This is a genomic window from Ancylobacter crimeensis, assembly GCF_023016805.1.
In the GTDB taxonomy this organism is placed as follows: Bacteria; Pseudomonadota; Alphaproteobacteria; order Rhizobiales; family Xanthobacteraceae; genus Ancylobacter; species Ancylobacter crimeensis.
Window position 1 is genome coordinate 212908 of sequence record NZ_JALKCH010000003.1, and the last position, 24402, is coordinate 237309.

A 24402-nucleotide genomic window follows, 5' to 3' on the forward strand; every position below is an offset into this window, starting at 1 on the left:
ATATCACAATGGCCCGCATCACCCTTCGCCAGCTTCTCGACCACGCTGCCGAGCAAGGCTACGGCGTTCCCGCCTTCAATATCAATAATATGGAGCAGGGACTCGCCATCATGGAGGCCGCGAACGCGGTCGACGCCCCCGTCATCATGCAGGCGAGCCGCGGCGCGCGCTCCTATGCCAACGACATCATGCTCGCAAAGATGATCGAGGCACTCGCGGAGATGTACCCGCACATCCCGCTCTGCATGCATCAGGACCACGGGAACAACGAGGCGACCTGCCTCTCGGCCATTCAGCACGGCTTCACCTCCGTGATGATGGATGGATCCCTGAAAGCCGACGCCAAGACCCCGGCCGACTATGACTACAATGTCGACATCACCCGCCGGGTGGTCGATGCCGCGCACTGGGTTGGCGCGTCAGTGGAAGGCGAGCTCGGCGTGCTGGGTTCGCTGGAGCACGGGAGCGGCGAGCAGGAGGATGGCCATGGCGCCGAAGGTCAGCTCAGCCACGACCAGCTGCTCACGGATCCCGACCAGGCGGTCGATTTCGTGGCGCGCACCAAGGTGGACGCCCTTGCCATTGCGATGGGCACGTCCCATGGCGCCTACAAGTTTACCCGCAAGCCTGATGGCGACATCCTTGCCATGAACGTGATCGAGGAGATCCACCGGCGCCTGCCGAGCGTGCATCTGGTGATGCACGGGTCTTCCTCGGTGCCGCAGGCCCTGCAGGACCTCTTCAATGCCGCTGGGGGCGAGATGCCCCAGACCTGGGGCGTGCCGGTGGAGGAAATCGTCCGCGGCATCCGCCACGGCGTGCGCAAGGTGAATATCGACACCGACTGCCGCCTCGCCATGACGGCCCAGTTTCGCAAGGTTGCGCAGGCCAACAAGTCGGAATTTGATCCGCGCAAATTCCTCAAGCCCGCCATGGACGCGATGCGCGACCTATGCCGGGAGCGGTTCGAGCAGTTCGGCACAGCCGGGCAGGCCTCGAAGATCAAGGTCCTGCCGCTCGCGGCAATGGCCAAGCGCTATGCCAGCGGCGCCCTCGATCCGGTGATCGGCGGCACGCGCGCAGCAGCGGAATGAAATGACCCCAACGGGGGCACCAAACGAACCAACGCCGAAGAGAGAAACCAGGCGCCAGCGATGCTGCGCGTCAACGGGACAGCCATGGGAGCTGAAGAATGAGCACGATCGAGACTGCCAAGCCTGCCGAAAAGAAGCGCGACCGCTACAGCGCGGGCGTGATGGAATACCGGAAGATGGGCTATTGGCAGCCCGACTACGAGCCTAAGGCGACCGATGTCATCGCCGTGTTCCGCATCACCCCGCAGGATGGGGTCGACGCAATCGAAGCGTCTGCGGCCGTCGCCGGCGAAAGCTCCACCGCAACCTGGACCGTCGTGTGGACCGACCGCCTTACCGCCAGCGAGAAGTACCGCGCAAAGTGCTACCGGGTCGATCCGGTGCCGAACGCGCCGGGCTCCTGGTTCGCCTATATCGCCTACGACCTCGACCTGTTCGAGCCGGGCTCGATTGCGAACCTCTCCGCCTCGATCATCGGGAACGTGTTCGGCTTCAAGCCGCTCAAGGCACTGCGCCTCGAGGACATGTATCTGCCGGTCGCCTATGTGAAGACCTTCCAGGGCCCCGCTACCGGCATCGTCGTGGAGCGTGAGCGCCTCGACAAGTTCGGCCGCCCCCTGCTGGGCGCCACCGTGAAGCCGAAGCTCGGCCTGTCCGGCCGCAACTACGGCCGCGTGGTCTATGAGGCGCTGAAGGGTGGTCTCGACTTCACGAAGGACGACGAGAACATTAACTCGCAGCCCTTCATGCACTGGCGTGAGCGTTTCCTCTACTGCATGGAGGCCGTCAACCGGGCACAGGCTGCGAGCGGCGAGATCAAGGGGACGTACCTCAACGTCACCGCAGCGACGATGGAGGACATGTACGAGCGGTCGGAATTCGCGAAGGAGCTCGGTTCCAACATCATCATGATCGATCTCGTGATCGGCTACACCGCCATCCAGTCCATGGCGAAGTGGGCCCGCAAGAACGACATGATCCTGCACCTCCATCGCGCGGGTCACTCCACATACACCCGGCAGAAGTCGCACGGCGTGTCGTTCCGCGTGATCACCAAGTGGATGCGACTGGCCGGTGTCGACCACATCCACGCTGGCACCGTCGTCGGCAAGCTGGAAGGCGACCCCTACACCACGAAGGGCTATTACGACCTCTGTCGTGAGGATTTCGTGCCGCAGAACCTTGCTCACGGCATCTTCTTCGACCAGCCCTGGGCCTCGACCAACAAGCTGATGCCCGTCGCCTCCGGCGGCATTCATGCCGGCCAGATGCACCAGCTGATCGACCTGCTGGGAGAAGATGTGGTTCTCCAGTTCGGTGGCGGCACCATCGGCCACCCGATGGGAATCCAAGCCGGCGCCACCGCGAACCGCGTCGCGCTCGAGGCGATGATCTTCGCTCGCAACGAAGGCCGCGACATCCTTGCCGAAGGTCCGGAAATCCTGAAGGCGGCCGCCAAGAACTGCACGCCGCTGAAGCAAGCTCTGGATACGTGGAAGGACGTGACCTTCAACTACTCCTCGACCGACACGCCGGACTTCGTTCCGCAGGTCACCGCGGCCGAGTGATCGGCAAGGCCGGAGTTGCTTGGGCAGCTCCGGCACCATCCAGACATTTCACCCGATCCCGACGCGGCCCCAGGCCTTCCGGGACGACAGAGAGCGAGACATCACCATGCGCATCACTCAGGGCGCCTTCTCCTTCCTGCCCGACCTCACCGACGAGCAGATCGCCAAGCAGATTCAGTACGCCATCGACAAGGGCTGGGCTGTGAACGTCGAGTTCACCGACGACCCGCATCCCCGCAACACCTATTGGGAAATGTGGGGCATGCCGATGTTCGACGTGAAGGATGCCGCCGGCGTCATGTTCGAGTTGAACGAGTGCCGGAAGACCTATGCCGGCCGCTACTACATCCGTGTCAGCGCCTTCGATCCCAGCCACACCTGGGAGTCGCTGCGCCTGTCCTTCATCACCGATCGTCCGGCGGAAGAGCCCGGCTTTGCCCTCGACCGGCAGGAAGTGGCCGGCCGCAATCAGCGTTACACGACCCGCTCCTACGCCGCTTCGACGAAGCCTGAAGGCGCCCGCTACTGATACGGCCGGTAGCCTCAGGCTTCCGACACCGATGACCGAAACTGGTTCGCTGACCGACCCCGTTCCTCCCCGGGCAGCGAACGGACCGGTCCGGGAAACCGCGCCCCGGACCGGTCCCTTTTCTCATCCGTACACAGGGAGCAGCCGCGATGGATGCGCTCACCGAAACCAAACCCGACGCCGTTGACCTGCAGGCCGAGTTCGCCGACTCCGGTCTTGCCGAGGTATTCGACGAACTCGACCGCGACCTCGTCGGCCTCGTTCCGGTCAAGCAGCGGCTGCGCGAGATTGCGGCGCTTCTTCTGGTGGACCGGGCGCGTGCGCAGTTCGGCCTATCGTCAAGCAGCCCCACCCTGCATATGAGCTTCACCGGCAACCCCGGTACCGGCAAGACAACCGTCGCCCTGCGGATGGCAGAAATCCTTCACCGGCTTGGCTATGTGCGCAAGGGCCATCTCGTCACCGTCACACGCGACGATCTCGTAGGTCAGTATATTGGCCACACCGCGCCAAAGACCAAAGAAATCCTGAAGAAAGCGATGGGCGGCGTTCTGTTCATCGACGAGGCATATTACCTGTATCGCCCCGAGAACGAGCGAGACTACGGACAGGAAGCCATCGAAATACTGTTGCAGGTGATGGAAAATCAGCGCGACGACCTCGTTGTCATTCTCGCGGGCTATGCGGACCGGATGGAGCGGTTTTTCACCGCCAATCCAGGCTTCCGTTCACGCGTCGCTCATCACATCGACTTTCCCGACTATTCGGAGACCGAGCTTCATGCGATTGGGGAACGCATCCTTGGCGGCATGAGCTACAAGCTGAGCCCGGCCGCGGATGAGGCGTTCAACCGCTATGTCGGCATCCGCATGACACAGCCGCATTTCGCCAATGGTCGCTCGATCCGTAATGCGCTTGACCGCGCCCGCCTGCGGCAGGCGAACCGGCTGTTCGCCAGCCACAAGCCCGTGACCGCCGAAGATCTGGTCACGATCGAGGCCGTGGACATCCTCGCCAGTCGCGTCTTTTCCGGTGGCATCGACAGCTACCCGCCGCTCCGGACGGAGAAACCCGCATGACCACCCCGCTGATCGCCCCCTCGATGCTGGCGAGCGACTTTGCGCGCCTCGGCGAGGAAGTTCGCGATGTCGTCGCCGCTGGCGCCGACTGGATCCATCTCGACGTGATGGACGGCCATTTTGTGCCGAATATCACCTTTGGGCCGGACGTTATCAAAGCGATGCGTCCGCACACCGACAAGGTGTTTGACGTGCACCTGATGATCTCACCGGTCGAGCCTTATCTCGAAGCCTTCGCCAAAGCCGGTGCCGACATCATAACCGTTCAGGCGGAGGCGACCGATCATCTCGATCGCTGCCTGCAGGTCATTCGCGGGCTCGGCAAGAAGGCCGGCGTGGCGCTGAACCCCGCAACGCCGGAAAGTGCGATCGCCTATATTCTTGACAAGGTCGATCTCATCCTCGCCATGACCGTCAATCCGGGATTTGGCGGCCAGGCATTCATCCCGGATGTGCTGCCGAAGGTCGAGCGCCTGCGCGCCATGATCGGCGGGCGACCCATTCATCTGGAGATCGACGGTGGCGTGAACCCGGAAACCGGCGCGCGCTGCGTCGCGGCAGGCGCCGATGTACTGGTCGCCGGCTCGGCCGTGTTCAAGGGCGGCATCGACGGGTACCGGGCCAACATCTCAGCCATTCGCTCAGCGGGCGCCGCGGCGGTGCGGAAGGCGGCGTGATCCATGCGGGCGGAGGGCATTATTTTCGATGTCGACGGGACGCTGGCCGAAACCGAGGAGGTCCATCGGCAAGCCTTCAACGATACCTTCGCCCGTTTCGACCTTCCCTGGCACTGGGATCGCTCCCTTTATCGTCGGCTGCTAGATGTAACCGGCGGCAAGGAACGTATCAGGGCCTATGTTGCATCCGATGATCCTCCGCAAGGCGCTCGCGCCCTGGACCTTGTGCTGGAACTCCATACAGCGAAGACGGAATGCTACACTGAACTCGTTGTCGCCGGCGCCGCAAAACTTCGTCCGGGGGTCAAGCGTCTGATTGCGGAGGCTCGTCGCGACAGCGTACGGCTGGCGATCGCGACGACGACCAGTCTGCCGAATGTCGAAGCCCTGCTGGCAGCGGCGTTCGGATCCGATGCCGCAAAGATTTTCGAGTTCATCGGGGCCGGTGATGTCGTTCCGCGCAAGAAGCCTGCGCCGGACATTTATCGGCTCGTGCTGGACGAAATGCGGATGCCAACCTTTGCATGCATCGCGGTGGAAGACTCGCGCAATGGGCTCGATTCCGCTCGTGCGGCAGGTCTTCCAACGCTGGTGACCCCAAGCGTCTATACCAGCCACCAGAGCTTTCCTGGCGCGATGGCGGTGGTGCCTGATCTTGACACACCACCTGTCTCGCTGGCCACCATCGCCAAATGGCGAGCCGCCGACAGCGGATGGTGACCACCCAACCGTCAGCGGCGTTGATCCCGTTCCGATTTCACCCGGACCGGCACGAGCGCACCGGCCGACCTACGCGGTGGATGCTTCCGGTGAGGACTGCCCTCCCCCGCTTCATAACGCTTGGCCAACCGACCGAATCGCCCGCGCCATGGATCCTCGATGTGGCGGTAGGTGACCGATGCGACGACAAGCACGATGAGCAGCACGACGCCCAGCAGAAGCGACGTCGCGATGGGGTCACCGAGATCGTAGAGTTGCTTCGCGTGCCCCTCAACGATGATCTCCTGTCGCAGTGAGGTGCCGGAGGCAGTCCCGTAGAGCCAAAGGCCATAGCCCGTGAGCAGCAGCACGGGCATATGGACCATATAGATCGAATAGGACCAACGCCCCAGCGCGCGAAGAGGACGTGCCTTCAGCATCCGGGACAGTGCGCCGCCTTCCCTTGCAAAGACCAGGACCGCGCCGGCAAAGACAAGCGGAGCCATCAGGCTTGCGGGATGCACATCATCCGGACCATCTCCCGCGACAATGACGAAAACAGCGACTACCGCAATGGCGGCACATTCGAATAGAGCTGCGAAGGGCAGCGGCTTGCCTCGTGTCGCGGCGTGTACATGCTGTGCCGCTACGCCGGCGAAAAAGCCGGCAATGCAGCGCACCATGCCAAAATCAGCCGTGGAGTTCATAAAGGCGGGCGCGGCGAAGAAAAGGACGCAGACCGCGATTGCCGCGATGATCAGCGATGCGCTGAGCAGCCGGCGGCCGGCTACCATCACGACCACCGCGAACAGGATGTAGGTGTAGAACTCCGAACCAATGCTCCAGGCCGGGCTGTTCCAAGCATTCCCATACAGATCAATGGAGTTAAGCATGAGGGCATGCAGGATCAGTGCATAGAGGGAGAAGTTTCCCTTGTTCGCATGAACCTCAAAGCTGTCGGGATGTGAACCGGCGACATTGATGAACATGACGCCGATCATCAGAGCGAACAGGATGGCGCCATGGAGTGGCCAGAGTCGACCAAAACGCTTCAGGACGAAACCGCCAACCTGTCGGGGTGTCTGGAGACGACGGGTATAGGCATGGGAAACAACGAAGCCCGAGAGCACGAAGAAGAAATCGACAAACAGATAGGCGTTAGATGTAAAATCATTACGAAATTGCTCGGCATTCACCAAAAAACAAAAATGGTAAATCACAACCATCATGGCGCAGATTCCACGCCAGGAATCAAGAGTCTCGAACCTCTCTGGGGTAGAGTGCATAAGCGAGACCTCGTTTTGCCTTTGCCACGTGTTCGCCATATCCTGGAAAGTGCGACGCTCAACTAACGAGGATGGTGCACCCCGGTTCCGATTTTTATGAGGCAAGCGCCTCTACTGTTCCAGCCGCCCGCAGGCGCTTTCGTGAATGAGACGGGCTTTTGTTTGGCGGCACGGAGTTCTACAGGTCATGGGAGCCTTGGGGAGTGTGCCGATGATGCGCGATGCCGATTCGCAGCCTGTCCGTCTCGCCGATTACCGCCCGCCGGAATGGCTGGTCGATACCGTCGAACTGGACGTGTGCCTTCACCCAACAGCAACGAGCGTGCGCAGCAAGCTAACCCTGCGCCCCAATCCCGAAGGTCAGGCGGGCGCTCCACTGGTGCTGGATGGAGACGAACTCGCCTTTGTGTCTTTCACGCTGGACGGCGCCCCTCTCGACCCATCCGGCTATGCTGTCTCGCCAACGGCACTCACGATTAAAAACCTACCAGCACGACCGCTGGTACTGGAAATCGAAACGCTGCTGAATCCTTCTGCCAACACCAAACTGATGGGCCTTTACCGTTCAGGTAAAAGCTATTGTACGCAGTGCGAGGCGGAAGGCTTCCGGCGCATCACGTATTTCCCCGACCGACCGGACGTTCTCTCCATCTATACGACACGCATCGAAGCCGATGTCATGGAGGCGCCAGTGCTGCTCGGCAACGGCAATCCTGTGGAATCGGGACCCGTCGCCGGCACTTCACGCCATTATGCGGTCTGGCACGATCCATGGCCCAAGCCCTGCTATCTGTTCGCACTCGTCGGCGGTGCTCTCGACCGTATCGTGGAGCCTTTCACCACCGCCTCCGGGCGCACGGTTGAACTCGGCATCTATGTCGAGCCCGGCAAGACCGATCGAGCGAGCTATGCAATGGATGCGCTGAAGCGTTCGATGCGTTGGGACGAGGAAACCTTCGGCTGCGAATATGATCTCGACGTCTTCAACATCGTCGCCGTTGCCGACTTCAATATGGGCGCGATGGAGAACAAGGGCCTCAATATATTCAACGACAAATACATTCTCGCGACGCCTGAAACAGCGACCGATGTCGATTACGCCCGGATTGAAGGCATCATAGCCCATGAGTATTTCCACAATTGGACCGGCAACCGCATAACCTGTCGCGACTGGTTCCAGCTCTGCCTGAAAGAAGGGCTTACGGTCTTCCGCGACCAGGAGTTCTCGTCCGACGAACGCTCCCGTCCGGTAAAGCGTATCGACGACGTGCGCGTGCTGAAGAGCCACCAATTCGCGGAGGACAGCGGCCCGCTCGCCCATTCGGTTCGACCAGATACCTATCGGGAGATCAATAATTTCTACACGGCGACGGTCTATGAGAAGGGCGCCGAGATCATCCGCATGCTTAAGACCCTGCTAGGTTCGCAGGGGTTCCGTGCGGGCATGGACCTCTATTTCGAGCGGCATGACGGTGACGCTGCGACAGTGGAGGATTTCCTCACCTGCTTCAGCGACGCGACAGGCGCCGACCTCCGCCATTTCACACGCTGGTACAGCCAAGCCGGCACGCCGCGCGTGAACGTCGAGACCCGGTGGGATAAAACGGCACGCACCTTCGCGCTGGACATTTCGCAACAAACCCTGCCGACGCCCGGACAGCCGGTGAAGCAGACTTTGACCATCCCGCTGGTTGTTGGCCTGCTCGGCCCCGATGGCAGCGAGCTTCCGCTGATCCGCAGCGACGCCACATCGAACGAACGCTCCTCCGGCATTCTGGTGCTGGAAGGTGAAAGGGCCTGCTTCACCTTTGCCGATCTTCCGGCTCGCCCAATACTCTCCATCAATCGCGGATTCTCGGCGCCGATCGAACTGCGCACCGATCTCAGCACCGAAGATCTGCTGTTCCTGGCGCGCCACGACAGCGACGCGTTCAACCGGTTCGATGCTGCCCAGACGTTGGCCATGGGCTATCTGGTTGCAACGGCGGCCGCGCTGCGCGAAGGCAAGGCTCCGGCCGATCCCAACGCTCTCGTGGCAGCCGTCGATTCCGTCCTTGCGGATCATTCGCTGGACGCCGCCTTCGTTGCGCAGGCCCTTTCGCTTCCTTCGGAGAATGATATTGCGCGGGAGATCGGGCACGACGTTGATCCCGATGCCGTCGCTGCTGCTCGCAAAGGCTTGCGGCAGGTACTCGGGGGGCGGCTCGCGCCTGCACTGATCGCCGCCTACGAGCGACTTGCTATTCCCGAGCCTTACGCTCCAGACGCTGTTTCCGCGGGACGTCGGGCCCTCAAGAACGGCGCACTCGACTTGCTGGCGACCGCTCGTGCCGGCGACGGCATTGCCCGCACGGTGGCACTCTACCGTACCGCAGACAATATGACCGATCGTTTGGCGGCACTTACCATTCTCACCCACGCGGCCCCTCAGGAGCGGGAAGCGGCGTTGGAGGACTTCTACGCGCGCTATCACGACGATCCGCTCGTCGTGGACAAATGGCTGACGCTGCAGGCGCTCATCGCCGAACCGGAGACGCTGGACCGAATCCGCACGCTTACGCGGCACCCAGCCTTCTCGATGGGCAATCCGAACCGGGTGCGGTCGCTGATTGGCGCCTTTGCAGCCGTGAACCCCAGCCAGATGCACCGGCCTGACGGCCAGGCACACGCTTTCGTCGCCGATACCATCCTCGTGCTCGATCGCTCGAATCCGCAACTGGCCGCCCGTATCCTCGGCTCTTTCCGCAGTTGGAGACAGTTGGAGACCGTCCGTCGCACCTCCGCCGAGAATACCTTGCGGCGTATTGCCCAAGCCGACAATCTCTCGTCCGACGTATCGGACATCGTGATGCGTGCCTTAGGTTGAGGAGAAAAATAAGCACGGAGCCGGTCCTTTACGGACCGGCCCCCTTATTGCAATGCTGAGGACGTGTCGCGACACCATCGTCAACCCGCTGCAGGTATGAACGCTTTCCGTCCCCCACAGCCGATTCCCACTCCCGAAGGCGCGTATCGGGAAGCTCCAGTCGGGCTATGCAATGTGGATGAGGCGGGTTGCATCTCGCTCGCAAACGAGAGCTTCGCGCAGATATGCGGAATGACGATAAACGCCCTCCTGGGCCAATCCATCGTCCTCGTCCTGCCTGAACTGGCTCCCCCGTTCGCGGCTGCGGCCGAGGAAGCAGTATCGGCGGACGTTTCGCTCGTTCGCGATGATCGAAGCCGCGTCCTGCGCGTACACATCAGGCCTTCTCCATCTGGACATGCCCTGGCGTTTGTCGACATCACGGAAGACGCCGCTCGCCTCGCCGCACTGACCCAGCAGGCCGAGCGATCGGCTTTCGCGCTCGAGAGCGCCGGACAGTGGGTGTGGGATTTCGACATGATCACGGACCGCGTCTGGCGATCGCAGCAGTGGAAGCGCACCCTCGGCTTCTCGCCGGACGAAATGCCGGATGCGGACCAGCCATGGAGCATCGTTCACCCATCCGACCGCAAGATCATCGACAGCGCGATGCGGCGCATCCTCGCCGGCGAGGATAAGAGCTTCGAGGCAACATACCGGCTGCGTCACAAGGACGGCTCATGGCGCTGGATTTTGAGCCGTGGCAAGGTCATCGCCGAGACCAGCGACGGACGGCCCGCGCGGATGCTTGCCACCAGCACCGACATCACGCGGCAGAAGGAAATCGAGCAGGAACTGGAGGCCGTCATCCGGCAACGCCGCCTGCTGGAGCACGACCTCGTCCTCGCCAACCGGCGGCTCAAGATGCTCGCGGAAATCGACAGCCTCACCGAGCTGCCGAACCGCCGGAAGTTTGACCGGGTGCTCGACCGTGAATTTCGGAGGATGCGGCGCACACGTCCAGTGCTTGCTCTTCTCATGATCGATATCGACCACTTCAAGCGGTACAATGATCTTTATGGCCATCCGGCCGGCGACGAATGCCTGCGCCTCGTCGCCGAGACGCTGCAACACGTCGCCCGACCGAGCCGGGATGTCGTCACACGTTACGGTGGCGAAGAGTTCGCGACGATCCTGATCGACACCAATCCCGACGACGCGGCCAGCATGGCACGCGCGTTACAGGGCACCATTCGCGAACTGGCGATTCCGCATGAGGGCAGCCCGCAAGGGAGGATCACCATTTCCATCGGCTACACATTCCTCACGCCGCAGAAGCGCGCACCGTGGTGTACACCGCAGCGATTGATCGAGGCCGCCGATCGCGCCCTCTATGCGGCGAAGGAAGCCGGACGCGACCACATCGGCTTCGCCGGCATCGAAGCGGACGGGAGCATCCAGATCGTGGTGACCAATCACCAGATGGACGCCCCGCCCGCTGAAATCGCGCGGTAGCGTCAGATCAATATTCGACGACGCCGTCGAGAGCGTAGTGCTTGACGGTCGTGCGGTTGGCAATCAGCTGATCGACCGTCGGCTCGCCCTTCAGCGCACGATCGATGGCAATTTTCATCGCCTCATACTGGGTGCGATAGAGATCGGCCTTGTCGAGGTCTGAATGCTCGGCGCAGCGGGGGTCGAGCCACACCATCACGATCATGCAGATGTCGTCGGCAAGTTCCTTCGGAAGGATGCCCTCTGCCAGACAATCCACGATGGCGTCGCCGATGGCAGCCTGCACCACGCCGCCAAGAAGGTCGACATATTCGGCGCTCTGGATGGTGACCTTGGTGGTCATCATCGTGGCCGGACGAACCATCTGGTTCAGGTCGCGTACCACGAACATCCGCGTGTGCCCCTGAACCTGCCCCATCATCGAGGCGAAGGCCTGACCGGCCGGGCCACGAACGGAGCCGATGAGGACTTCCGGCATAGCGTCGGTGAACTGCCCTTCGGCGGCCAGAACGGTGGCCTCGCCGGTGCGGAACCAGATGTCGGTCATGGGATGCTCCTTGGCTGATGGGCGTGCGCATAGCATTGGTGACCGGAGCACGTCCACCGCCGTTTGGCAGTCCAGCGGCCACTGGGATCGTCCCCAAAATTCACAATTACCTGTCGCAATCCCGAAACCCTTGCGCTGCAGCGGGTCGAAGCGCGTCGTCGTCGCCGAATGTTGCCGAATCGTTAACTTGACTCGCCTAAGACTCTGGACACGGACCTACCGATTCGATTCAAATCGGCATGATTCGGAGAGATGCGGCACGTCCCTCCGTTTACGGGGCACATGGACTTCGAGGGGGAGGCCGGCGGATGGCACGCGCCAACGCTGCTGACGCGTCTGCGCGCGTTCAGGCCATGCGAGGTCTGGCGCGCTCGGTAGCAAAGCCTGCCTATCAGAGGCTGGTGGAGGCCGAGCCGTTCCTGCGGCGCGCCGTGCCGGCGCTCATCGTTGCGTTCATCGCCATAGTTGCCGTTGCCGCTATCGTTCAGATCCGCGCCTACCGCAATCAGGCCGTTGCCGACGCAAAGGACCAGCTCGCTCTCTTCTCACTCGCGATCACCAACGAGGCTGGCTCGACCGCGCTTGCCGCCGGCAGGACGGACGTATTGCGCAACGCTCTGCCGCCTCGCGCTGCAGAAGCCGGCCGCAGCTATGCCGTCGCCGACGCGAACGGCACGGTCGTCGCGACCACCGATGGCACGGCGCAGAGCGCCGCCGAAGCCGCAGCTCTTCTCTCCAACGCGCAGCCGCTGGTCGTCTTCGCCGAGAATGCGGGCGTGCTGGAGGTGTCTCTTTCGGATGGCACGCCGGCATTGGCCACCGTCCGCAATCTCGGCGGCTCGAGCGGCCAGCTTCTGGCTGTCCAGCCCATCGGCTCAGCCCTCGCGAACTGGCGATCCGATACCATCCTGACCGTCACCCTGCTGACGACGACGGGGGGCGTCCTGCTCATTCTCGGCTTCGCCTTTCACTGGCAGGCCAGCCGCGCGCGGGAAGCCGACGGCATCTACGACACGGTGCGCGAGCGCATCGACACTGCGCTGAATCGGGGCCGTTGCGGGCTGTGGGATTGGGACATGGGCCGAGGCCGTATGTTCTGGTCCGATTCCATGTTCGAAATGCTCGGTCACGATCCACGGGATGAGTTGATCTCGTTCGGCGAAGTGGCGGAAATGATCCACCCAGACGACACGAACCTCTACGACATCGCCAAGGAGCTCGCCGACAAGCCTGGCCGCAGCATCGAACGTGTCTTCCGGATGAAGAACGCGGATGGCGACTGGCTCTGGGTGCGGGCGCGCTGCGAGGTCGTGCCGCAGGCCAGTGGGGAGGCGCCCCATCTTGTCGGCATTGCAATCGACGTGACCGAGGAACGACGGCTCGCCGAACGCACCGCCACCGCTGACATGCGGTTGCGGGATGCCATCGAGAGCATTTCCGAGTCCTTCGTGCTTTGGGACTGCAACAATCACCTCGTGATGTGCAACTCGAAGTTCCAGACCCTCTATGGTTTGCCGGACCATTGCACCGTGCCGGGCACGCCGTTCGAGAAAGTCGCGAACCACGCGCGCCAGCCAGTCGTGCGCATCCCATTGAAATCCGAAGACCGCCCCGAAGAAGGAGCGCGCGCCTTCGAAGCTCAGATCGAGGGCGGGCGCTGGCTCAAAGTGGCCGAGCGACGCACCAAGGATGGTGGCTTCGTCTCGGTCGGCACCGACATCACGGCACTGAAGCGCCACGAAGAGCGGCTCATGGAAAGCGAGAAGCGCCTGATGGCGCTGGTCGCGGACCTGCGCAAATCACAGCAGACGCTCGAATTCCAAGCCCAGCAACTCGCCGAACTCGCCCAGAATTACGCGGATGAGAAAACGCGGGCAGAGCAGGCCAACCGCGCCAAGTCGGAATTCCTCGCCAATATGAGCCACGAGCTGCGAACGCCGCTCAATGCTATCATCGGGTTCTCGGAACTGATGGAAAGCGGCTTGTTCGGCCCACTCGGTTCCGAAAAATACAATGAATACTGCCGCGATATTCGGGATTCCGGGCGCTATCTGCTGGATGTCATCAACGACATTCTCGATATGTCCCGCATCGAGGCAGGCCGCGTCCGCCTCGCCCTCCAACCCGTCCGGCTCGACGAGGTTGTGCAGGACGCACTGCGGGTCATGTCGGTGCGTGCCGATGAGAAACATCTCACGATGGCGGCCGAGATCGACACCGACGTAACCATCGAAGCCGACAAGCGGGCGTTGAAGCAGATCACGCTCAACTTGCTGTCGAATGCCATCAAGTTCACACCGGAACATGGACGCGTGACCGTCCGTACCCGGCTCTCCGCTCAATCGGCACTTCTCGTCATCGAGGACACCGGCATCGGCATCCCCCGGGCCGCGCTTGCCACGATCGGCAAGCCGTTCGAACAGGTCGAGAGCCAGTTCACCAAGACACACAAGGGCTCGGGCCTTGGCCTGGCCATCGCGCGCTCGCTGGTGGAACTGCATGGTGGCACGATGCGGATCCGTTCGTCCGAAGGTACCGGCACGACGGTGGTGATCCGCATGCCGACGGCAGCGCGGCCCGGACGTCAGATGCGTGCCGACAGTCTCGACGCCGCCGAATGAGTTGAAGCTCAAACGGCGTCCTCGACCCCGAGGATCCGATTGAAGATCGCCCGAACCTGCGCCTGCGTCTCGACCAAATGGGCCTCCAGCGTCGAGAAATCCGGCAAGGCCCCTGCCCGCGCCATCAGCCGCCGTAAGGCCGGGCTTGCTGTCGTCGGGTCGAACGGCCCGCTCACCGCCAGCCGCAAGATTTGCGTGAGGTCGTGCAAGAGCCGGCAGGCATCGCCCAGCGCCTGCCCGTCCGGTGCGTCAAGTAGGCCGACGCGGATCGCCTCGGCGATCACCCGGGCGGTCGAGGTCCGTGCCAGCTCCGGATGGATCCGAGCATGGGCGAGCACGAGATACTGGGCAAGGAACTCGATGTCGACGAGCCCGCCGGCCGCATATTTCAGATCCCAGTTCCGATCCTCGTCCTTCTCGTCGGCAATGGCATGGCGCATGTCGACGATATCGGCCGCCAGCCGCACAGGATCACGACGCCGGGCCAGAACCTGCCCGATGGCCGCCTTTACGGCCAGACGGAAATCAGGTTCGGCCCAAACAACGCGGGCACGCGTGAGAGCCATATGCTCCCACGTCCACGCCTCGTCCGACTGGTAAGCGATGAAGGCGGGAAGCCGGGTTGCGACTGGACCGGAACGACCCGACGGACGCAGCCGCAGATCGACCTCATAGAGCTGCCCGGCATTGGTCGGCGTAGTAAGCGCGCTGACGAGGCGCTGGGTAAGGCGAGCAAAATACTGGCTGCCATGAAGCGGGCGAGAACCGTCCGATTCCGGCTGCTCGTCGTCGAAATCGTAGAGCACGATAAGATCGAGATCCGAACCCGCCGTCATCTCGCGCCCGCCCAGCTTGCCCATGGCGAGAACCGCAAGAGACGCGCCCTTCAGCCGGCCATGAGCTTCCTCGAACCGCGCCCTCACGGCCTTGCCAAGGCCACGGATGATGACATCGGCCAATCGTGCAAAGGCTTCTCCCGCCTGTGCGGCCGGAAGCGTGCCCGACAGGATACGCACACCGATGAGCACATGGTGCTCCTGCCGGAAACGCCGGGCCTGATCGAGCAGATCCTCTTCGTCGGCCGCATCCGCAAGCAAACTGGCGAGGCGCGCTTCAAGCTCCTGCTCGTCGGGAAGCGCACCGAAGAAGGCGGGATCGAGCAGTGCGTCCACCAGCGTCGGGCGATGAGCGATCATATCGCCGAGGCGCGGCGCCGTCGCCAGGATCGTCGCCAGCAGGCGGACGAGATCGGGATGCCGCTCCAGCGCAGAGAGCAGACGCTGTGCACCCGGCAGCTCTTGGAAGAAGCGGTCAGCTGCCCGTAGTGCGCTGTCGGGCTCCCCGCCCCGCGCGATCGCGTCGAGCAGCACCGGAACGAGAGCGGCGAGATGATCCCGCACACCGGGCATCCGCAAGGCTGGATAACGCCCTGACAACCAGCCACGGACGATTGCGCTGGCGGCCAAAGGTTCGGCGTAGCCCAGACGATGCAGCGTTGCGAGGGTCTCGCGGTCATCGGCATCTTCGGGAAAGTCCAGCCGCCCCTCAACCACGGCGCGGGGCGGCGCATCCTCGAACAGGCGCGAATAATGCTCCTGCACGGTGAGGAGACGCGCCATCAGGGCCATCGCGAAGCTTTCGCGATTAGGATAACCCATGAACTGCGCGAAATGCGCAAGCGCGTCCTCATCCTCCGGCAGAGAATGCGTCTGCGCATCCGCAACCATCTGCAACCGATGCTCGACGCGGCGCAGATAGAGATACGCGGCCGTCAATTCATCGCGTGCGGCTGCGCCGATCCAACCGCCTGCCGCCAGGCGCTCCAGCGCCTCGATCGTTCGCGGCGTGCGCAGGCGAGGCTCGCGGCCACCGGCGATGAGTTGCTGGGTCTGGGCGAAAAACTCGATCTCCCGGATACCTCCCCGGCCGAGCTTCACATTGTGACCTTCCACCGCGATCGAACCGTGTCCGCGGAACGCGTGGATGTCCTGCTTCATGGCATGGACATCGGCCAGCGCCGCGTAGTCGAGCGACCGGCGCCAGATGAAAGGCGAGAGCTGCTGCAGAAAGAGTTGGCCAAGCGCCAGATCACCGGCGACGGGGCGTGCCTTGATATAGGCCGCCCGTTCCCAGGTAGCGCCCTCGCGTTCGTAATAGTCGAGGGCGGCATCTGTGGAGAGCGCGACCTGTGTAGAAGCCGGATCAGGACGCAGGCGCAGATCGATGCGGGCCACATAACCGTCCGCGGTGCGCTCTTGGAGCAGCTTCACCAATTGGCGGGTCAGGCGCACGAAAAAGGTGGCGGCCTCGACATCTTGGGCGAGCGGTGCGCGCTCGGTATCGTAAAGCACGATGAGATCGACATCGCTGGAGAAATTAAGCTCGCGGGCGCCGTGTTTGCCCATAGCGAGAATCACGTAGCCGCACCCGTGCACGTCGGCGCGCACGATCTTTCCGGCATCCACCGACTGTCGGAGCAGAAAGGCGACGGCAGCAGCGATCGCTGTGTCGGCCGCGTCGGAAACGGCACCAGTCACGTCGTCGAGCCCGAAGACACCGCCCATGTCCGCGAGTGCGGCCGTCAGCGCCGCCTCGGCGCGAAGCCGACGCAAAGCGCGCATGACGCGCGCTTCATCCTCGATGGCGGCTGCTGCGACTTCCATCAAGGCATCTGTCTTCGCCTGCGCGAGTACCATGAGCGGATCGCTCGTGAGAATGCGCAGGAGCCGTGCGGGATCCTGCCGGACGAGGTCGCTCAGGAAGGGGGAATGTTCGGCCACGGCAGAGCAAAGCTGCAGGGCCTTCGGCCTCTTGACAAGCAACGCCTTCAGGCGGGCGGCGACATCGGGATCCGAAGCGACAAGCTCGCCGAACCTGCGGCGTGCCTTCGTGGCATTGGCGACGACGGGAGCCTGATCGATGCGTGCGATAAGGGATGAACCGTCGACGATCTCGCGCTGCGAACGATTGGCCGGCTTGGCCCGGCTGCCTCCTTCGCTCTCTCTACCCGTCGACCGCACGCCCTTCGCCACCATCGGACCTCCCATTCCGCTCAGTCATACACCACGGCATCTTTTGCAAAAGTGACCAAGTGCCCCGATGCCGGAGAAGGCAACCGAACACCGACGCGAACGGCGCCCGCACACAGGGATCAATCCCCCGAGACCGGCTCCAGAGGAAGCTCGATGACGATGCGAAGGCCGGGCGCATTATCCTCAAGAGCAAGCGTGCCGCCATGCAGATGCACCACGGCGGAAACCAGCGAAAGTCCCAGCCCGGAACCGGGCCGCGTCCGGCTCGCCTCCAGTCGTACAAAGCGTTCCAGCACCCTTGCACGGTCCAGCTCCGGGATGCCGGCACCCTGGTCGGCCACGGTGATGCGCGCCCGCTCGCCGATCGGCTCGCCGGCAATCCGAATGGTGCGGCTCACGCCGTCTTCCTCGTCCGGGCAGGAATATTTGATGGCATTGTCGACGAGGTTCGACAGTGCCTGTCCGATCAGTTCCCGCACGCCGCGCACCATCAGGGGGCCTTGCGCCGTCACCTCGAAGGACAACCCCTTTTCCTCCGCCAGCGGTTCATAGAGCTCGGCGACGCTCTCCACTGTCTCCGCAAGATCGAACGGCACCATGCCGGCACGGGCCTGCCCCGCCTCTGCACGCGCGATCATCAGAAGCGCATCGAAGATGCGGATCAACGTGTCCGATTCCTCGATGGTCTGTTCGGTCGCGGCACGCCACTGGACGTCGGTGCTCGCTGTCCGCAATGCATCCTCGGCCCGATTTCGCAGGCGGGTCAGCGGTGTCTTGAGATCATGGGCGATGTTGTCGGAAACCTGCTTCAGCCCGGCGAGAAGGACCTCGATGCGCTCCAGCATCGCGTTGACGCTGAGGGCAAGGCGATCGAACTCGTCATCCGTACCGGCGAGCGGCAGCCGGCCGGTCAGATCGCCGGCCATGATACGGTCGGAGGTCGCGGTCATCTCGTCGATGCGCTTCAGCACGCGACGCGTGACGAACAGGCCGCCGGCCACGCCGAGCAGCACGAGCACCGCCACGCTCCACAGCGCAGGGCGGATGATGATGCGACGCAGCTCCTCGCGCTCGACCACGTCGCGCCCGATCAGCAGCCGGAATTCGCCGGGGAGGAATATGACCTTCACCACGGCCCGACTGGTATGCCCGTCGGTATCCTCCGAGCGCACATAGTCGATTTCCTTCCAGCCTTCGCTGTCCAGGAAGTTCAGCGGCAGGTTGAGGACATTGCCGGCGACATTCTCGCCGGTAAAGGTCGTAAGGAGGTAAAGGCCTGCCCCTGGTTGCCGGGAGCGGCGGTTGATGATGCTGGCAAGGCGATTGACGCCACCGATGGTGTATTGCTGCGAAAGGATCTTCGCCTCTGTCTCGATCGCATCGGTCACCTGCCCGACGACGAGGCGCTGCGTGTGCCAGCCCAGATAGGCAATGATCGACGCCGCAAAAATCGCGAAGGCCAGCAGATAGGCCGCGATCAGCTTGAATGCGGTTGTGCGGATCAGCCTACCGAGCGCCGTCACGGACGATGTAACCGGCACCGCGCACCGTATGGAGCAGCGGGGGCTCGAAGCCCTTGTCGATCTTGGAACGCAGCCGGGAAACGTGGACGTCGATCACATTGGTCTGCGGGTCGAAATGATAGTCCCACACATTCTCGAGCAGCATGGTGCGCGTCACCACCTGCCCGGCATGGCGCATGAGATATTCCAGCAGCCGGAATTCGCGCGGCTGCAGGACGATCTCCTGTCCGCTGCGCATGACACGGTGCGCGAGACGGTCAAGCTCCAGGTCGGCGACGCGATAGGTGGTTTCGGTCGCCTGCGGACCGCCGCGCCGCGCCAGCGCTTCGACGCGCGCCAGCAGTTCGGAAAAGGCATAGGGCTTGGGAAGGTAATCGTCCCCGCCGGCGCGCAGGCCGGTCACGCGATCGTCCACCTGCCCCAGCGCGGAGAGAATCAGCACCGGCGTCTTGTCGCCGCGGGCGCGCAGTTCGGCGATAAGGGAAAGACCGTCGCGGCGCGGCAGCATGCGGTCGACGATCAGGACATCATAACCGCCATCCAGTGCAAGGCTCAAACCCTCGTCGCCATCGCTCGCGAGATCCACCACAAAACCCGCCTCGCGGAAGGCCTTACGCAGATAATCGGCAGCGGCGCGATCATCTTCGACGACGAGTAGGCGCATGATCTCTTCTTTGACAGTCTCAAGAACGCCGCAGTCTCCCAACGCAGTATCGGCCGGAGCCGAGGTGGGCACGCTGGACGGGTTCGGAAAGGCAGGATGTCGGATCATGACCATGTACGCCATTTTAGGCCTGATGCCTATTGCGAGGTAACGGTCGGGAAGACTGCGACAGCAGCGCGGGACGCCAATGATCGAACGTCCCGCGCGCCATCAGACCGACCGCTTCCTTGGGGGCGACGCAACACGGTTGCGATCGGCGATCCATACAGTCCGGGGGCAACAGGCCTGCGTGGATCGGAAGACCGGCAGCGTGGGGGCGACTGCCGGGGCGGCGGGCCGTTCTTGGGGATACGACCAGCCGATTGGAAAGAAAGGCCGGATCGGCGGCTCAAGGGCGGGACGAGCCGCCGATCCTCAAGAATGCCCGGGGCAAGGGCGGCCCCGGGCAGGGTCGGCTGTTGAACGCCAGCCGTTAGACACTCAGCGGTCGGACGTTCAACCGTTGGACTTACCGAGGGAGATGGCAACGAAGCGCGTGCCCTGCTCCGACTTCACCCGCATCAGCACGGCCTTGCGGTTGTCCTTGCGGGCCTGGGCGAGACCATCGCGCACCTCGGCCGGGGTCGAGACGGGCTTGCCCCCGACATCAAGGATCACGTCGCCCTCCTTGAGGCCACGCTCGGCCGCCGGGCCGTTCGGGTCGACCTGGGTGACAACCACGCCCTCCTTGCCGGCACCGTCGACACTCTTGGCCGGGGCCAGCGAGAGGCCGAGGCGCGGAACGTCATGCGTCTCCTTCTTGTCGTCGCGGTCACCGGTGCGATCATTGCTGGCCACGTCCGTGGGGAGCTGTTCCAGCGTGATCGACACGGTGGTCGGCTTGCCATCGCGCAGCACATCGAGCTTCACGGTGGTGCCCGGCTTCTTCATCGCGATCTTGCGCGACATTTCGCGGGCGTCCTTCACCGTATCGCCGTCGATGGCGGTGACGACATCGCCCGCCTTGAGGCCGGCCTTCTCACCGGGGGTTCCCGGCTGCACCTGGGCGATCAGCGCGCCCTTGGCGTCGCTCATGCCCAGCGCCTCGGCCACGTCGTCGCTGACCGGCTGGATCTGCACACCGACATAACCGCGTGCCACCGAACCGCCGCTCTTCAGCGCGTCGACGACCTGCGAGACGGTCTCGGACGGGATCGCGAAGGCGATGCCCACATTGCCGCCCGAAGGGGAGACGATGGCCGTGTTCATGCCGATGACTTCGCCGTTCAGGCCGAAGGTCGGACCGCCGGAGTTGCCGCGGTTGATCGGGGCGTCGATCTGCAGGAAGTCGTCATAGGGGCCAGAACCGATGTCGCGGCCACGAGCCGAAACAATACCCGCGGTCACGGTGCCGCCGAGGCCGAACGGATTGCCGACCGCGATGACCCAGTCGCCGACGCGCGGAGCATTCCCGGCGAGCTTCACCCACGGGAAGTCGCCCTTGCCCTCGACCTTGAGCAGCGCCACGTCGGTGCGCGGATCGGTGCCGATGACCTTGGCGGTATAGGTCTTGCCGTCAGTGGTGGTCACGTCTACTTCGGTGGCGCTGTCGACGACATGGTTGTTGGTCACGACATAGCCGTCGGCGGAGATGAAGAAGCCCGAGCCCTGGCCGACGATGTGGCCATGGCCACCCCCGCGGGGACCGCGCTCGGCGCCGGGCGCACCGGGACCGCCGGGGCCGAAGCCGAAGCGGCGCATGAAGCGTTCGATCTGCGGCGGCACGTTCTGCGGGCCGGCCTCATCGTCGTCGTTCTGCGCCATCTCGTCGGAGGTGTCGTCCTTCTTCACCTTCACGCTGACGACGGCAGGCGACACCTTCTCGACGATGTCGGCGAAGGAGAACGCACCGGCCGGCTGGCTGGTGGTGATCTGCGCATAAGCAGGCGTCACGGTCTCCGGCAGCACGAAAGCGCCGACGGCGCCACCGGCCAGAGCGAGCGTGAAGACACCGGCGAGCAGCCGGGTGCGGCTGCGGCGCAGGGTGGAGGCGTTCTCAGGGGAGCGGGTCTCGTGGAGCGCGTTGCGCGGCATTGGGTTCGTCCTCTCAGATGTCGTCTGCCCCTCAAGATCAGGCAGCGTTGAGGAAGAACCTAGAGACCGCCGCCTTAACGCAGGCTGGCGGTCAGGTGAAACTTTCGTAAGGTCCGGCAGCGCGGCTCATCCATTCCGGTCGGACGGCGTTACCAGTCGGCTCAGGCGCTCTTCCTCCTCGCGTGTAAGCGGAGCGGCGGCACTTCGGGCCCGTCTTGCCATCACCACCATGGCGGCGCCGCCCAGCGCCAGCACGATGAAAGGCGCGATCCAGAGAAACAGATTCGCACCGTGCAGTGTCGGGCGCATCAGCACGAACTCGCCATAGCGGGCGACGAGATAGTCCAGCACCTGCTGGTCATCGTCACCAGCCTTCAGCCGCTCGCGCACCAACAGCCTGAGATCACGGGCGAGCGGCGCGTCGGAATCGTCGATCGACTGGTTCTGACAGACCATGCAACGCAGCTCCCTGGAGAGCGTGCGAGCACGCTCCTCGAGCGCGGGGTCGGAGAGCATCTCGTCGGCGTTTACGGCGAACACGGGGCGAACCATCGGGCCGAGCGCGCCGAGTGCCAGCGTGAGGACGAGCAGCAGCCGGAAAACGCCTCGCCCGATGCTCCGAGCCATCGACATCCCCTTCATTCCGCCGGTGCCGGATTGGCGGGCGCCGCATCGGCATTACGGCGTGCCCTGGCCGGCCGCGGCGCACCGATCCGCAGGCGCCGGTCGCTCAGCGACAGCACCCCGCCGAACGCCATGACCACCGCCCCCAGCCAGATCAGCGTGACCAGCGGCTTCCAATAGGCGCGGATACCGATGCCTCCGCCGGCCAGTTCGTCGCCCATGCTCACATAAAGCTGGCCGAAGCCGAAGGTACGGATGCCGGATTCGGTGGTCGGCATGTTGCGCGCGGTGAAAAGGCGCTTCGACGACGTCACCGTGCCCCGGTCTACCCCACCCTCCCGGATTCGGAAAACGGCGGCGACGTCGCGGTAATTGGGGCCGGTACGCGGCTCGACGCGCTCCAGCGTCAGCTCGTAGCGGCCGACCGTGGTGCCCTCTCCCGTCTTGATGCCAACGATCCGCTCCGAACTCCAGCTCGTCTCGGCGACGATGCCGAGCAGGCAGATGCCGATACCGGCATGGGCGAGCATTGTGCCATAGGCGGCGCGCGGCAAGCCGCGCAAGCGCGCCCAGGCTGTCGCCGCCGGCACGCGGCCAAGGCCGGCGCGCTCGGCGAGGTCGGTGACAGAGCCGAGGATGACGAAAGCAGCAAGCCCGATGCCAATCGGCGCCAGCGCGGGTCCGCCCGCCTGGCCATAAGCGACGGCCAAGCCGGCAAGAATCGCCAGTCCAAACGCCGCCATGAGGCGCTGGGCGACACCGGCAATATCGCCGCGCTTCCACGCGAGCAATGGGCCGAAGGGCATGACGAACACGACGGGCACCATCAGCAGGCCGACGGTGAAGTTGAAATAAGGCGGCCCGACCGTGATCTTCGCGCCATTCCACGCTTCCAGCGCCAGCGGGTACAACGTGCCGACGAACACCGCGGCTGCCGAGGCGGTGAGCAGGAGGTTGTTCAGCACCAGCGCACCCTCGCGCGAGACGGGCGCGAAGATGCCGCCCTGCCTCAGCATCGGTGCACGCAGTGCAAACAGACCAAGCGATCCACCGATGAAGGCGACGAGGATCATCAGGATGAAGACGCCGCGTGCCGGATCGGTTGCGAAGGCATGGACCGAGGTGAGCACGCCCGAGCGCACCAGAAAGGTTCCGAGCAGCGACAGCGAAAAGGCGAGGATGGCAAGCAGCACCGTCCACACCTTCAACGCGTCGCGCTTTTCCATCACCACGGCGGAATGGATGAGCGCGGTGCCGGCGAACCACGGCATCAGCGAGGCGTTCTCGACCGGATCCCAGAACCACCAGCCGCCCCAGCCAAGCTCGTAATAAGCCCAGTACGAACCCATGGCGATGCCGACGGTGAGGAAGGCCCATGCGGCCAACGCCCAGGGCCGCACCCAGCGCGCCCATGCTGCGTCGATGCGCCCGTCGATCAGGGCCGCGACGGCAAAGGCGAAGGTGATCGAGAAGCCAACATAGCCGAGATAGAGCAGCGGGGGATGGATCGCGAGGCCGATGTCCTGCAGCACGGGGTTGAGGTCCTGTCCCTCCGCCGGGGCGGGGCTGAGACGCAGGAAGGGGTTCGAGGTCAGCAGGATGAACAGCAGGAACGCGACCGCGACCGAGGCCTGCACCGCCAGCACGTTCGCCTTCAGCCGCTGGGGCAGGTTGCTGCCGAACAGCGCGACCATCGCACCGAACAGGCCGAGCACGAGCACCCAGAGCAGCATGGAACCCTCATGGTTCCCCCAGGCGCTGGTGATCTTGTAGATCAGCGGCATCTCGGAATGCGAGTTCTGGTAAACGTTCAGCACCGAGAAGTCGGACTGCACATAGGCGGCGACGAGTGCGGCGAAGGCAAGACTGATGAAGCCGGCAAACGCCACCGCCAGCGCCGGCCCCACCCGCATCAGAGCCGCGTCGTTGGTGCGCGCGCCCCACACCGGCAGCACCATTTGCAGCAGCGCGACCGCGAGGGCGAGGACGAGGGCGAAATGGCCGGTCTCGGGGATCATGGTGGCTC

At 63.7% G+C, this 24402-nt stretch carries 17 protein-coding genes; 9 read left to right on the top strand and 8 right to left on the bottom strand.

Going from position 1 to position 24402, the window contains the following annotated elements; genetic code table 11:
- Positions 1-8: 8 nt before the first annotated feature.
- The 6 genes from fba (at position 9) to MWN34_RS05260 (ending at position 5667) form a co-directional block, all read left to right on the top strand.
- On the top strand, positions 9-1094 hold the full coding sequence (fba, locus tag MWN34_RS05235) for a class II fructose-bisphosphate aldolase (RefSeq protein ID WP_247027281.1): 1086 nt from the start codon (positions 9-11) through the stop codon (positions 1092-1094).
- A gap of 98 nt (positions 1095-1192) precedes the next feature.
- On the top strand, positions 1193-2662 hold the full coding sequence (locus MWN34_RS05240; RefSeq protein WP_247027283.1) for a form I ribulose bisphosphate carboxylase large subunit: 1470 nt from the start codon (positions 1193-1195) through the stop codon (positions 2660-2662).
- 106 nt (positions 2663-2768) lie between these two features.
- On the top strand, positions 2769-3191 hold the full coding sequence (locus MWN34_RS05245) for a ribulose bisphosphate carboxylase small subunit (RefSeq protein WP_247027285.1): 423 nt from the start codon (positions 2769-2771) through the stop codon (positions 3189-3191).
- Between the two features lie 149 nt (positions 3192-3340).
- Positions 3341-4270 (top strand): CbbX protein, encoded by a 930-nt coding sequence (gene cbbX, locus MWN34_RS05250; RefSeq protein WP_247027287.1) that lies wholly within the window; start codon positions 3341-3343, stop codon positions 4268-4270.
- Positions 4267-4947 (top strand): ribulose-phosphate 3-epimerase, encoded by a 681-nt coding sequence (rpe, locus tag MWN34_RS05255; protein WP_247027289.1) that lies wholly within the window; start codon positions 4267-4269, stop codon positions 4945-4947. The genes cbbX and rpe overlap by 4 nt, the downstream gene beginning before the upstream one ends.
- 3 nt (positions 4948-4950) lie before the next feature.
- Positions 4951-5667: an HAD family hydrolase gene (locus tag MWN34_RS05260; protein ID WP_247027291.1), complete on the top strand. Its 717-nt coding sequence runs from the start codon at positions 4951-4953 to the stop codon at positions 5665-5667.
- Positions 5668-5678: 11 nt separating this feature from the next.
- Here MWN34_RS05260 and MWN34_RS05265 read toward each other — a convergent pair whose 3' ends face one another.
- On the bottom strand, positions 5679-6971 hold the full coding sequence (locus MWN34_RS05265) for an acyltransferase family protein (protein ID WP_343311833.1): 1293 nt from the start codon (positions 6969-6971) through the stop codon (positions 5679-5681).
- Positions 6972-7146: 175 nt separating this feature from the next.
- Here MWN34_RS05265 and pepN point away from each other — a divergent pair, with 175 nt between their 5' ends.
- Together pepN and MWN34_RS05275 are read left to right on the top strand one after the other, a co-directional pair.
- The gene (gene pepN / locus MWN34_RS05270; protein ID WP_425532061.1) at positions 7147-9798 is read left to right on the top strand and encodes an aminopeptidase N; all 2652 of its coding nucleotides are present in this window, start codon (positions 7147-7149) and stop codon (positions 9796-9798) included.
- Positions 9799-9894: 96 nt separating this feature from the next.
- A complete protein-coding gene (locus MWN34_RS05275) occupies positions 9895-11292 on the top strand; it encodes a sensor domain-containing diguanylate cyclase (RefSeq protein ID WP_247027297.1) in 1398 nt (465 codons plus the stop codon).
- 7 nt (positions 11293-11299) lie between these two features.
- Here MWN34_RS05275 and fae read toward each other — a convergent pair whose 3' ends face one another.
- Positions 11300-11839, bottom strand: coding sequence for a formaldehyde-activating enzyme (gene fae, locus MWN34_RS05280; RefSeq protein ID WP_247027299.1), 540 nt, complete (start codon positions 11837-11839; stop codon positions 11300-11302).
- Positions 11840-12147: 308 nt separating this feature from the next.
- Here fae and MWN34_RS05285 point away from each other — a divergent pair, with 308 nt between their 5' ends.
- Positions 12148-14460 (top strand): PAS domain-containing sensor histidine kinase, encoded by a 2313-nt coding sequence (locus MWN34_RS05285; protein ID WP_247027301.1) that lies wholly within the window; start codon positions 12148-12150, stop codon positions 14458-14460.
- Positions 14461-14468: 8 nt separating this feature from the next.
- On the opposite strand, the gene MWN34_RS05290 is transcribed toward MWN34_RS05285, so the two are convergent.
- From MWN34_RS05290 to MWN34_RS05315, 6 genes are all read right to left on the bottom strand, one after another.
- Entirely contained in the window at positions 14469-17411 is a 2943-nt protein-coding gene (locus MWN34_RS05290) for a bifunctional [glutamine synthetase] adenylyltransferase/[glutamine synthetase]-adenylyl-L-tyrosine phosphorylase (protein ID WP_247027626.1), read from the bottom strand.
- Between the two features lie 200 nt (positions 17412-17611).
- Positions 17612-19015: a sensor histidine kinase gene (locus MWN34_RS05295; RefSeq protein ID WP_247027303.1), complete on the bottom strand. Its 1404-nt coding sequence runs from the start codon at positions 19013-19015 to the stop codon at positions 17612-17614.
- Positions 18999-19679 carry a response regulator transcription factor gene (locus tag MWN34_RS05300; protein WP_247027305.1) on the bottom strand — a complete coding sequence of 227 codons (681 nt, stop codon included), beginning with the start codon at positions 19677-19679 and terminating at the stop codon, positions 18999-19001. Before MWN34_RS05300 ends, MWN34_RS05295 begins: the two co-directional genes overlap by 17 nt.
- Before the next feature lie 495 nt (positions 19680-20174).
- Positions 20175-21752 carry a Do family serine endopeptidase gene (locus MWN34_RS05305; protein WP_247027306.1) on the bottom strand — a complete coding sequence of 526 codons (1578 nt, stop codon included), beginning with the start codon at positions 21750-21752 and terminating at the stop codon, positions 20175-20177.
- A gap of 126 nt (positions 21753-21878) precedes the next feature.
- Positions 21879-22379 carry a cytochrome c-type biogenesis protein gene (locus tag MWN34_RS05310; RefSeq protein WP_247027308.1) on the bottom strand — a complete coding sequence of 167 codons (501 nt, stop codon included), beginning with the start codon at positions 22377-22379 and terminating at the stop codon, positions 21879-21881.
- Positions 22380-22390: 11 nt separating this feature from the next.
- Complete coding sequence (locus MWN34_RS05315; protein ID WP_247027310.1) at positions 22391-24394, bottom strand: heme lyase CcmF/NrfE family subunit; 2004 nt, start codon at positions 24392-24394, stop codon at positions 22391-22393.
- Positions 24395-24402 lie beyond the last annotated feature (8 nt).